General features: G+C 43.5%; 9 protein-coding genes. 7 read left to right on the forward strand and 2 right to left on the reverse strand.

From position 1 onward, the window contains the following. Positions 1–52: 52 nt before the first annotated feature. From DXB58_RS19455 to rpiB, 4 genes are all read left to right on the forward strand, one after another. Positions 53–2,455, forward strand: a complete 2,403-nt coding sequence (locus tag DXB58_RS19455; protein WP_122137951.1) for a glycoside hydrolase family 127 protein — start codon at positions 53–55, stop codon at positions 2,453–2,455. Positions 2,456–2,521: 66 nt separating this feature from the next. Next, positions 2,522–4,066 carry an alpha-N-arabinofuranosidase gene (locus tag DXB58_RS19460; protein WP_122137952.1) on the forward strand — a complete coding sequence of 515 codons (1,545 nt, stop codon included), beginning with the start codon at positions 2,522–2,524 and terminating at the stop codon, positions 4,064–4,066. Between the two features lie 142 nt (positions 4,067–4,208). Continuing rightward, positions 4,209–6,218 carry a transketolase gene (locus DXB58_RS19465; protein WP_122137953.1) on the forward strand — a complete coding sequence of 670 codons (2,010 nt, stop codon included), beginning with the start codon at positions 4,209–4,211 and terminating at the stop codon, positions 6,216–6,218. Continuing rightward, entirely contained in the window at positions 6,218–6,652 is a 435-nt protein-coding gene (gene rpiB / locus DXB58_RS19470; protein WP_004309178.1) for a ribose 5-phosphate isomerase B, read from the forward strand. Before DXB58_RS19465 ends, rpiB begins: the two co-directional genes overlap by 1 nt. 109 nt (positions 6,653–6,761) lie before the next feature. Here rpiB and DXB58_RS19475 read toward each other — a convergent pair whose 3' ends face one another. Further along, positions 6,762–7,244: a DUF456 domain-containing protein gene (locus DXB58_RS19475; RefSeq protein ID WP_008999158.1), complete on the reverse strand. Its 483-nt coding sequence runs from the start codon at positions 7,242–7,244 to the stop codon at positions 6,762–6,764. 278 nt (positions 7,245–7,522) lie between these two features. Here DXB58_RS19475 and DXB58_RS19480 point away from each other — a divergent pair, with 278 nt between their 5' ends. The 3 genes from DXB58_RS19480 (at position 7,523) to DXB58_RS19490 (ending at position 9,694) form a co-directional block, all read left to right on the forward strand. Then, positions 7,523–7,960 carry a DUF6078 family protein gene (locus tag DXB58_RS19480; RefSeq protein ID WP_008999157.1) on the forward strand — a complete coding sequence of 146 codons (438 nt, stop codon included), beginning with the start codon at positions 7,523–7,525 and terminating at the stop codon, positions 7,958–7,960. A gap of 180 nt (positions 7,961–8,140) precedes the next feature. Further along, positions 8,141–8,710 (forward strand): Crp/Fnr family transcriptional regulator, encoded by a 570-nt coding sequence (locus DXB58_RS19485; protein WP_122137988.1) that lies wholly within the window; start codon positions 8,141–8,143, stop codon positions 8,708–8,710. A 69-nt stretch (positions 8,711–8,779) separates the two neighbouring features. Beyond that, positions 8,780–9,694 (forward strand): DMT family transporter, encoded by a 915-nt coding sequence (locus DXB58_RS19490; protein ID WP_122137954.1) that lies wholly within the window; start codon positions 8,780–8,782, stop codon positions 9,692–9,694. Positions 9,695–9,803: 109 nt separating this feature from the next. On the opposite strand, the gene DXB58_RS19495 is transcribed toward DXB58_RS19490, so the two are convergent. Continuing rightward, complete coding sequence (locus tag DXB58_RS19495; protein ID WP_122137989.1) at positions 9,804–12,005, reverse strand: GH92 family glycosyl hydrolase; 2,202 nt, start codon at positions 12,003–12,005, stop codon at positions 9,804–9,806. Between the last annotated feature and the right edge of the window lie 17 nt (positions 12,006–12,022).

A 12,022-nucleotide genomic window follows, 5' to 3' on the forward strand; every position in this document is an offset into this window, starting at 1 on the left:
ACATCCTCATCCCCTCTCCTCTTTTGGAGAGGGACAAGGGGAGACTATTATCATGAAAACCACCTCGTTCATACTTGCACTTGCCCTGTCCACCTCACTAGCTAAAGCACAAAACGCTCCACAGGTGTCTTACTTCCCTTTACAGGATGTGAAACTATTGGATAGTCCGTTCCGGCAAGCCCAACAGACTGATTTACATTATATACTTGCCTTAAACCCCGACCGTCTGCTCGCTCCTTTTCTACGCGAAGCAGGATTGCAACCTAAAGCTCCCAGCTACACCAACTGGGAAAATACCGGATTGGACGGACATATCGGCGGACATTATCTATCCGCACTCTCCATGATGTATGCCGCTACCGGAGATACTGCCGTCTACAACCGCCTCAACTATATGCTGAATGAGTTGCATCGTGCACAGCAAGCTGTAGGTACAGGATTCATCGGAGGAACTCCGGGAAGCCTCCAACTTTGGAAAGATGTAAAAGCAGGAAAAATCCGTGCCGGAGGTTTCGACCTTAACGGCAAATGGGTACCTCTATACAACATACATAAAACGTATGCCGGATTGCGGGATGCTTACTTGTATGCAGGAAGCGATCTGGCACGTAAAATGCTGATTGACCTTACAGACTGGATGATTGACATCACTTCCGGTTTGAGCGACGAGCAAATGCAGGATATGCTTCGCAGCGAACATGGCGGATTAAATGAGACTTTCGCTGATGTAGCTGAAATCACAGGCGACAAGAAATATCTGGAACTGGCCCGCCGTTTCTCCCACAAACTTATCCTCGACCCGCTTATCAAAGATGAAGACAAGCTGACAGGTATGCACGCCAACACACAGATTCCCAAAGTGATCGGCTACAAACGAATAGCAGAACTTTCGCAAGATGACAAAAGTTGGAATCATGCTGCTGAATGGGATCATGCCGCCCGTTTCTTTTGGAATACGGTAGTCAATCACCGTTCCGTCTGCATCGGAGGAAATAGCGTCCGTGAACATTTCCACCCATCCGACAACTTTACGTCCATGCTGAACGACGTTCAAGGACCGGAGACCTGTAATACTTACAACATGCTCCGTCTTACTAAAATGCTTTACCAGAATTCTCACAATCCCAACAATACACAGGAGCCTGACCCCAACTACGTAAACTATTACGAACGTGCGCTTTACAATCACATTCTTGCATCGCAGGAACCGGACAAAGGTGGTTTTGTATACTTCACTCCCATGCGTCCGGGACATTACCGCGTTTACTCGCAACCGGAAACATCCATGTGGTGCTGTGTCGGTTCAGGCTTGGAGAATCATACCAAATACGGTGAATTCATTTATGCACATCAGAAAGATACGCTCTATATCAACCTCTTCATCCCCTCGCAACTAACCTGGAAAGAGCAAGGCGTAACTTTGACACAGGAAACCCGATTCCCTGACGACGGTAAGGTAACTTTGCGAATAGATGAAGCGCCTAAGAAAAAACGTACTTTAATGATACGCATCCCGGAATGGGCTAACCAATCCAAAGGTTATAGCATCAGCATCAATGGGAAAAGAAAAATATTCATTATGGCAAAAGGTAATCAGTATCTTCCTCTCTCCCGCAAATGGAAAAAAGGAGATGTCATTACTTTCAACTTGCCTATGAGAGTCAGCATGGAACAAATTCCTGATAAGAAAGATTATTATGCTTTCTTATATGGCCCTATCGTTCTTGCAGCTTCCACAGGCACTGAACACCTCGATGGTTTATATGCCGATGACAGTCGCGGCGGACATATCGCCCATGGCAAACAGATTCCTTTACAGGAAGTTCCGATGTTGATAGGAAATCCCGATTCCATCCGTAAATCTCTTCACAAAGAACAAGGCAGCCGGATCGCTTTCAGCTACAACGGAGATGTTTACCCTGCACAAGGCAAAGCATTGGAGCTTGTTCCCTTCTTCCGCCTGCATAATTCCCGTTATGCCGTTTATTTCCGGCAGACTAGCGAAGAGCAGTTCAAAGCCATTCAGGAAGAAATGGCAACGGCTGAACGAAAAGCAACCGAATTAGCTAATCAAACCATTGATCTTATCTTCCCCGGCGAACAGCAACCGGAATCCGACCATGGCATCCAATATGAGCAGGCAGAGACCGGAACGAACACAGACCGGCACTTCCGTCGTGCCAAAGGTTGGTTCGGCTATCAACTGAAAGTAAAAGAAGAAGCAAGCCGCATACTGGTCACCATACGGAAAGATGACCGTAACAAAGTGGCTATTCTACTGAATAACGAAAAGTTAGCTGTTAATCCGACGATCAGTGAAGCAGATAAAGATGGCTTTATCACCCTTTCTTATGTCCTGCCTCAAAAACTGAATACAGGTAGCTGTCCAATACGTTTCATCCCTGACGGAACGGAATGGACACCTGCAATTTACGAAGTGCGTTTACTAAAATAAACGTTCAAAAAGAAATAACCATCATCAAAATCAAACATCTATATAATCATTAAACAAATACCATTTATGAAAGCAAAACTATTAGTCAGCACGGCCTTTCTGGCAGCATCAGTATCTCTTTCCGCGCAAAAGAGTGCTACCATAACCGTACATGCCGACCAAGGCAAAGAAATTATCCCGAAAGAAATCTACGGTCAGTTTGCCGAACACCTGGGTTCATGTATCTACGGTGGTCTTTGGGTAGGCGAAAAGTCAGATATACCCAATATCAAGGGATACCGTACAGATGTATTCAATGCATTAAAAGACTTGGCTGTTCCCGTTCTACGCTGGCCGGGTGGCTGCTTTGCCGATGAGTATCATTGGATGGACGGCATCGGTCCGAAAGAAAACCGTCCGAAGATGGTGAATAACAACTGGGGCGGAACAATTGAAGATAACAGTTTCGGTACACATGAGTTCCTGAATCTTTGCGAAATGCTGGATTGTGAACCTTATGTAAGTGGAAATGTAGGTAGTGGTACCGTAGAAGAACTCGCCAAATGGGTGGAATACATGACCTCCGACGGGGACTCTCCCATGGCCAACCTTCGTCGTAAGAATGGTCGTGACAAAGCATGGAAACTCAAATATCTGGGAGTAGGAAATGAAAGCTGGGGCTGTGGTGGCAGTATGCGTCCGGAATATTATGCAGACTTATACCGTCGTTATTCTACTTATTGCCGTAACTATGACGGCAACCGTCTGTTCAAAATTGCCAGCGGTGCAAGTGACTATGACTACAACTGGACAGACGTATTGATGAATCGTGTAGGACATCGCATGCAGGGACTTTCTCTCCACTATTACACCGTAACCGGATGGAGCGGCAGCAAAGGAGCAGCCACTCAATTCAATAAGGATGATTATTATTGGACAATGGGTAAATGCCTGGAAGTGGAAGATGTGCTCAAGAAGCATTGTGCCATCATGGATAAATATGACAAGGACAAAAAGATCGCTCTTTTACTCGACGAATGGGGAACCTGGTGGGATGAAGAACCGGGAACCATCAAAGGACACCTATATCAGCAGAATACATTGCGCGATGCTTTCGTTGCTTCTTTAAGCCTTGACGTATTCCACAAATACACAGACCGCCTGAAGATGGCAAACATCGCACAGATTGTCAATGTACTTCAATCCATGATTCTGACGAAAGACAAAGAAATGGTGCTCACTCCTACTTATTATGTCTTCAAGATGTATAAAGTACATCAAGATGCCACTTATCTTCCCATCGACTTGACTTGCGAAAAAATGAATGTACGTGATAACCGCACCGTTCCGATGGTAAGCGCCACAGCTTCCAAAAACAAGGATGGAGTGATCCACATTTCTCTGTCCAATGTAGATGCTGACGAAGCACAGGAAATCACCATCAATCTGGGTGATACGAAAGCAAAAAAAGCAGTCGGAGAGATTCTGACCTCTGCAAAACTGACCGATTACAATTCTTTTGAAAACCCTAATATTGTAAAACCGGTACCTTTCAAAGAGGTAAAAATCAATAAAGGTACAATGAAGGTAAAACTTCCTGCTAAGTCCATTGTTACTTTAGAGTTACAGTAATTTTAGGGCAATTACTTATTGTATCACAAACAAGAAGACCGTAAAATTGTCGATAAAAAAGATAGCTCTTTTGGATTGTTAAATCCACATAAAGAGTTATCTTTGCGAACAATCTGACAGAAATCAATTAAATTTTAATGATATGAACGATAACAAACTTATGAATCGTGCAGCGGATAACATCCGTATTCTTGCTGCTTCAATGGTTGAGAAAGCCAATTCCGGTCACCCGGGTGGCGCCATGGGTGGTGCTGATTTTGTAAATGTACTCTTCTCTGAGTTTCTAGTATACGATCCTGAAAATCCCCGTTGGGAAGGACGTGACCGCTTCTTCCTGGACCCTGGCCATATGTCTCCGATGCTTTATTCTACACTGGCATTGACAGGTAAATTCACTTTGGACGAACTGAAAGAATTCCGTCAATGGGGAAGTCCTACTCCGGGACATCCTGAAGTGGACATCATGCGTGGCATTGAAAACACTTCCGGTCCGTTGGGACAAGGACACACTTTCGCTGTGGGTGCTGCCATCGCTGCCAAATTCCTGAAAGCCCGTTTCAACGAGGTGATGAATCAAACAATCTATGCTTACATCTCTGACGGTGGTATCCAGGAAGAAATCTCTCAAGGTTCCGGACGTATTGCCGGTGCACTGGGATTGGACAACCTGATTATGTTCTATGACTCCAACGATATCCAGCTTTCTACTGAAACGAAAGATGTAACCGTTGAAGATACTGCCATGAAATATGAAGCATGGGGATGGAACGTACTTAGCATCAACGGTAATGATCCTGACGAAATCCGCGCAGCAATCAAAGAAGCACAGGCTGAAAAAGAACGCCCGACACTGATTATCGGTAAAACGGTTATGGGTAAAGGTGCACGCAAGGCAGACGGCAGCAGCTATGAAGCCAACTGCGCTACACACGGTGCTCCTCTCGGTGGCGACGCTTATGTAAATACAATCAAGAATTTGGGTGGTGATCCTACTAACCCGTTCGTTATATTCTCGGAAGTAGCCGAACTGTATGCAAAACGTGCAGAAGAGCTGAAGAAAATTGTAGCTGAAAAATATGCTGCAAAAGCTGCATGGGCGAAAGCAAACCCGGAACAAGCTGCCAAACTGGAACTTTTCTTCTCGGGCAAAGCTCCGAAAGTGGACTGGGCTGCTATCGAACAGAAAGCTGGTAGCGCTACTCGTGCTGCATCTGCCACTGTACTGGGCGCACTTGCCACACAAGTAGAAAACATGATCGTTGCTTCTGCCGACCTTTCTAACTCTGACAAGACTGACGGTTTCCTGAAAAAGACTCATTCTTTCAAGAAAGGTGATTTCAGCGGAGCATTCTTCCAGGCAGGTGTATCAGAATTGTCGATGGCTTGTATCTGTATCGGTATGTCACTCCACGGTGGTGTAATCGCTGCTTGCGGTACATTCTTCGTATTCTCCGATTACATGAAACCTGCCGTACGTATGGCTGCTTTGATGGAACAACCGGTGAAATTCATCTGGACACACGACGCATTCCGCGTAGGTGAAGACGGTCCTACTCACGAACCGGTAGAACAGGAAGCACAAATCCGCCTGATGGAAAAACTGAAGAACCACAAGGGACACAACTCGATGTTGGTACTTCGTCCGGCCGATGCAGAAGAAACAACTATTGCATGGAAACTTGCCATGGAAAATATGTCTACTCCGACAGGATTGATCTTCTCTCGCCAGAATATTGCCAACTTACCGGCAGGAACTGATTACGAACAGGCAGCTAAGGGTGCTTATATCGTAGCAGGTTCTGACGAAAACCCGGATGTAATCCTGGTAGCTTCAGGTTCTGAAGTTGCTACATTGGTAGCCGGTACAGAATTGCTTCGCAAAGATGGCGTAAAGGTACGCATTGTATCTGCTCCGTCTGAAGGTCTGTTCCGTAACCAACCGAAAGAATATCAGGAAGCTATCCTTCCGGCAGATGCAAAGATTTTCGGTATGACTGCCGGTCTGCCTGTCACTCTTCAAGGTCTGGTAGGTTGCCACGGTAAAGTTTGGGGATTGGAATCTTTCGGTTTCTCTGCTCCTTACACTGTATTGGATGAGAAACTTGGATTTACTGCCGAGAACGTATATAACCAAGTAAAAGCAATGCTCTAATGAAAACAATCGGATTAGCATGCGACCATGCCGGTTTTGAACTGAAAGAATATGTTCGCGGCTGGCTGGAAGTAAAAGGCTGGGCTTACAAGGATTTCGGAACCAACTCTACCGCTAGCGTAGACTATCCGGATTATGCTCATCCGCTGGCTCTTGCAGTGGAATCGGGAGAATGTTATCCCGGTATCGCTATCTGTGGCAGTGGAAACGGAATCAATATGACGCTGAACAAGCACCAGGGAATTCGTGCTGCTCTCTGCTGGAATGCAGAAATTGCGCACTTGGCTCGTCAGCACAACGACGCTAATGTTCTGGTCATGCCGGGACGCTTCATCAGCACTGAAGAAGCGGATATGATTTTGACAGAGTTCTTCTCTACAAAGTTTGACGGTGGTCGCCATCAGAACCGTATTGATAAGATTCCGGTAAAATAAAGCCTGAAGATAAATCAAATATGAGTAAAGCTGTTCTTCTTTCTGAAGGGCAGCTTTATTTTTATGTAAATATCATATAAAACAATGAAATAAGATCCATCCTTACATATCATCTAAAAAACAAACCGGCAATAAACTGATAACAGAAATAACCGCAAACAACAAACTTCAGCAAAGTTCCCAATATGAATCCGATTAATGAGCCGAATCCGGATTTAAGTGCCTGAGAAAATTCCTTATTTCCCAATAGCTCACCAATCACAGCTCCGAGGAAAGGCCCGAGAATAATACCCCAAGGTAAGAAAAGAAGTCCGACTAGCGTTCCGATAATACATCCCCAGTTTCCCCATTTACTACCGCCACTATACTTACTCCCGAGCATTGGCGAAAAATAATCTAACACCTGCAATACAGCTACAATTAATAACCAAACGATCAATTGTGTCGTAGTATATTCCACCTTATCCGTGAAATGAAGAATGACTAATCCCAAATAAGCAATGGGAGGACCGGGAAGAAACGGAAGGATACAACCTGCTAACCCAGCTATCATACAAAGGGCACTAATCACAATCAAAATAATGTCCAGCATAGTCTATACATTTTAATATCTGCACAAAAATACAGTAACTTTCAGTAAATACAAGCTAACATCAATAATTATTTCCCCTCCCTTCACCTTTCTCCTGCCATCGCTTTATTCATCGGAGATTGCAGGTGAAGGGCACACCCTTCACCATTGTTTCACAATGAATCTGTCATCGACGGTATCATTGATTTACACATCCGGGCATTTTTTCTATTTCAAACCTCCCCTCCTAATATAAAAAAGCCTACCTTTGTCAACCAAGCGATTCAATAATAAAAAAAATGAACGATAACAAATTAAAAAACAAACCGGTACCTTACAACTATGCCCGTTGTTTCAACGAACACTGTCCGAAAGCACCCGATTGCCTGCGCCATGTCGCAGCATTACATACCACAGCCGATACTTCTTTTATCAGCATCGTAAATCCCGTCAGTATTCCGACCGACAGCACTGCTTGTCCTTACTTCAAGACTGCCGAAAAAATGCACGTAGCTTGGGGAATCAGTCATCTATTGGATAAAGTACCCTTCAAAGATGGAACCAGTATCCGCAACCAACTGATAAGTCATTTCGGCAAAAACCTTTATTACCGTTTCTACCGGGAAGAACGTCCCATCACTCCCAATGACCAAGCCTTCATCTGTCAACTCTTCCGCCGGAAAGGAATTATGGAAGAACCTGCCTTTGACAGCTACACTGACGAATATAATTGGTAAAGCTACGCTCTAAATAGTTTTTCCCGGTGTGAAACTTTTGGTTTCATGCCGTAGAACTAAAAGTTTCACACCGGGAAACCAGTAGTTTCACACCGAGAAACTAATAGTTTCAAGGCATGAAACAAGAAAAAGACTCGGATCATGCCAACATTGTACGATGTATCTTTGTTTTTTTATATTATGAATACAAACATCAGAAAAATACTAAATGACAAGTACGGGCTTTTCGAGAAAGACATAAATTTATTACTTGAAAAGTTTACAAGGCTTTCTCTGAAAAAGAAAGAGACCATCCTGCAGGAGGGTCAAGCAGATCATTATATCTATTTTGTAGAGAAAGGGATCGTAAAAAGTACAATTTTCAGAGAAGGCAGAGAATTTATCGTATTCTTTGCACTAGAGAATGAGGTTCCTTTTAGTTCGCCCGATTTGATTCATAGCGGACAATCCTTATACACTTTAGAGACGATAGACGATTGCATTTTGTGGAGAATCTCCCGTAAAGACTTGGCTGACCTATTTGGAACATCTATTAATCTATCCAATTGGGGAAGAATGCTTCTCCAGGAATGGCTTGCAGTATCTTCTTCCTATTTTTCATCCATCCACTGGATGAGTAAGAAAGAGCAATATCAGTACTTACTTGAGAAAATGCCTCAACTTGTACAAAGATTGTCTATGAGAGATCTTTCCGCATGGCTGGATATAACTCCACAGTCTTTGAGCAGAATCAGAGCCGATATTTATTAATTACCCTTTGGTAACTTTTCGTTCTTCCGGTTGGCCTACCTTTGCGCTCAAATTTTAAATACGTATGATATGAAAAGTTTAAAAGGTATTATTTATGCCATGATTTCATCAGGCACATTTGGTCTCATTCCATTATTCACTATCCCACTAATGGGGGATATGGGGATGAATGAATCCAACATTCTTTTTTATCGTTTTCTGTTTTCAACTCTTATGATGGGAGCAGTATGCCTCATACATAAAAGTCCTTTAAGAGTCAATATGAAACATCTGATTTCCATCACTGGGTTAGGTGCTTTGTATGCTCTAACAGCGTTGTTCCTTATTTATTCCTACCATTATATAAGCAGTGGAGTGGCTACAACGATTCACTTCCTCTACCCTATATGCGTCAGCTTCCTGATGGTGGTATTTTTTAAGGAGCAAAAATCAAAGGCTTTGTTCCTGGCAGCTTCACTATCATTGATAGGCGTTGCATTCATGTGCTGGTCGGGAGGAAGCAGTATTCGATTAATGGGAGTCGGACTGGCAGCTCTTACCATATTGACCTACGGGATATATATTGTTGCCCTGAATCAATCGGGTTTAGGTAAACTGCCTGCTGAAGTACTTACATTCTATGTACTCCTGGGCGGCTGCATCATCTTCTTTATCTATAGTCTGTGTACAACGGGAATATCTGCCATTCCGGGTACAAAAGCCGGATTATATATCCTTGCACTGGCATTTCTATCAACAGTCATCTCGGATTTGACGTTGATTTTAGCAGTGAAGTATGCAGGCTCCACCACAACAGCCATCCTTGGTTCGATGGAACCGCTGGTTGCAGTTGTTGTAGGAGTATTAGTCTTTGCGGAACATTTTTCATTTCAATCTTTGGCCGGTTTATTGCTTATATTATTATCTGTCATTATTGTCATATTAGCCGACCAACGAAAGAAATCGCAGAAGATACTAGAAAAAGAAATTGTTCAGTCACATTAAGGAAGTTCTGGTGAAGAGGCGGGTGAAGCATAGGGCTTCACCCGCTATTGCTGATGAATAAAGAGATACAGAAGATGTTGTAAGAGTGAAGGAGCATTTCACTAAACACTCAATATCGATCAGTCATCACAAATACCAATTCTCCTCCTTTCATAATATCCGAATGATATATTCTGAAATTCTCAACAGGTTTGCCATTCAACGTTACCGACTGCACATACTTATTTTCATCCGATAAGCCCTTTGCCTGTACCGTGAATGTTTTATGATTCGGTAATGAAATGGTGACTTCTTCTATCTGCGGTGCTCCTAATATATACTCCCCTCCAATCGGATTTACCGGATAGAATCCCATTGCAGAGAAGATATACCATGCAGACATTTGTCCGCAATCGTCATTTCCGCACAATCCATCCGGTTTGGGCAGATAGAAACGGTCAAAAATCTCACGAATGAGTTGCTGTGTTTTATGCGGTTGTCCCACATAGTTATATAAATAAGCCACATGATGGCTTGGCTCATTGCCGTGTGCATACTGTCCGATAAGCCCCGTTACATCTTGGGTGAATCCTGTATTCTCTTTAGATGATTCCAGGAAAAATAAAGAGTCCAGTTTATTGGCAAACTTCTCTTTACCTCCGAGTTGTTCGATTAACCCTTCCACGTCATGTTGCACGTGCCAAGTATATTGCCAGGCATTCCCCTCCGTATAATCTCCGCCGGAAGTGGCAGCATGTGACAATAACAAGGTGTTAAAAGGAGTACGCCAGTCCCCCTTCGAATCTTTCCCTCTCATCATGGTTGTTGAAGGGTCCAGCAGATTCTTATAATAGGAAGAGCGTTTGGAGAAATAAGCATAATCTTCATCATTCCCCAGCGCTTTAGCCATTTGAGCCACACAATAATCATCATATCCCGATTCCAGTGTCCGGGAAACAGATTCTTTTGGGATAAGATCGAAAGGATAATATCCGTATTGGTCATAAATCTCCCAGTCGGAATGCTGATGACTAACGGTTGAAGTGCCACGAATAGCAGCATACGCCTCTTCCGGTTCAAATCCGCGGAAACCTTTCAGATAGGCATCCACTATGACAGGAATGGCATGATTCCCTATCATACAATGACTCTCCTTTCCCCACAAAGCCCATATCGGCAGATATCCTTGTATTTTATAATGGTCAAGCATACTCTGGATCATACCATCCACCTTTTCCGGACATAGAATCGTATATAAGGGGTGAGCTGCCCTGTAAGTGTCCCACAAAGATAAAGTAGAATAATAACTACCCGTCTTCGAAGTATATATACTATCATTGGCTCCACGATAACGACCGTCTATATCAGCAATGTTGTTAGGTTGGATAAACAGATGATAGAGCGATGTATAAAAGTTGGTTTTCTGTGCATCACTTCCCGTAACTTTCACCCTAGAGAATAGTTGATTCCATTGGTTATGTGCCTTCGTACGGATTCCCTCAAAATTCCATGTCGGATTTTCTTTTTCCAAAGCTGCAATGGCACCCTCTACTCCTACCGTTGAAAGTGCTATTTTCACTTGCAAGGTATCCCCTTTCGCCAGATTGAAATCCAACAGAAGACGTTTCCCTTTCTCCGGATCAACAGAAGATAAGGTATCCTTTACCGTATAGGGTTTATCAAAAGAAATCACATAATAATAGGAACGTTTCACCCAGTTCTCTACCATCTGATGTCCGGTGATGGTATGGTTATCCGGCAGATCCATATCAGCATACAACACATGTTTTTTAAGCCATTCCCGATCCCATACGACTCCGCTCTGCAAGTCTACCAGTAATCCGGATGGTGCATCCGAATGATAAACGTAACGATGAAAAGCTGTCCGTTGGGTAGAAGTCAGTTCGACATCCACATCAAAATCTGTCAGGTGAACAGCATAATATCCGGGAGAAGCCTTTTCTGACCTCTTATCAAACTTACCTTTATAAACATTATTTTCGATCTTCCCACTGAAAGGTAGTAAGAGGATATCACCCAAATCAGGACATCCCGTTCCGCTTAAATGAGCCTGGGCAAAGCCGATGATAGAATCATCCGCAAAATTATATCCGCTGCAATACTTCCAGGCATCATTTCCTGTTTCCGGGCTCGCCTGAATCATACCGAAAGGAACGCATGCTCCCGGAAAAGTATGTCCGTTATCCGCATTGCCTATAAACGGATTCACATATACCGAATAATCGGCATTTACTTTGGGTTGTGTAGTACAACTCAACACCAATAGTCCTCCAACTATATTTAATAATAGGATGGGTATCTTTATTGTCATCTTCATTTGTTTATTAC

Source organism: Bacteroides sp. OM05-10AA (genome assembly GCF_003439055.1).
GTDB classification, from domain to species: domain Bacteria; phylum Bacteroidota; class Bacteroidia; order Bacteroidales; family Bacteroidaceae; genus Bacteroides; species Bacteroides intestinigallinarum.

What these genes read in the sequence shown, in the direction of transcription:
- DXB58_RS19495 (WP_122137989.1), bottom strand. Translation starts at nt 12,005, where the DNA reads ATGACAATAAAGATACCCATCCTATTATTAAATATAGTTGGAGGACTA.
- rpiB (WP_004309178.1), top strand. Translation starts at nt 6,218, where the DNA reads ATGAAAACAATCGGATTAGCATGCGACCATGCCGGTTTTGAACTGAAA.
- DXB58_RS19490 (WP_122137954.1), top strand. Translation starts at nt 8,780, where the DNA reads ATGAAAAGTTTAAAAGGTATTATTTATGCCATGATTTCATCAGGCACA.
- DXB58_RS19480 (WP_008999157.1), top strand. Translation starts at nt 7,523, where the DNA reads ATGAACGATAACAAATTAAAAAACAAACCGGTACCTTACAACTATGCC.
- DXB58_RS19485 (WP_122137988.1), top strand. Translation starts at nt 8,141, where the DNA reads ATGAATACAAACATCAGAAAAATACTAAATGACAAGTACGGGCTTTTC.
- DXB58_RS19455 (WP_122137951.1), top strand. Translation starts at nt 53, where the DNA reads ATGAAAACCACCTCGTTCATACTTGCACTTGCCCTGTCCACCTCACTA.
- DXB58_RS19475 (WP_008999158.1), bottom strand. Translation starts at nt 7,244, where the DNA reads ATGCTGGACATTATTTTGATTGTGATTAGTGCCCTTTGTATGATAGCT.
- DXB58_RS19460 (WP_122137952.1), top strand. Translation starts at nt 2,522, where the DNA reads ATGAAAGCAAAACTATTAGTCAGCACGGCCTTTCTGGCAGCATCAGTA.
- DXB58_RS19465 (WP_122137953.1), top strand. Translation starts at nt 4,209, where the DNA reads ATGAACGATAACAAACTTATGAATCGTGCAGCGGATAACATCCGTATT.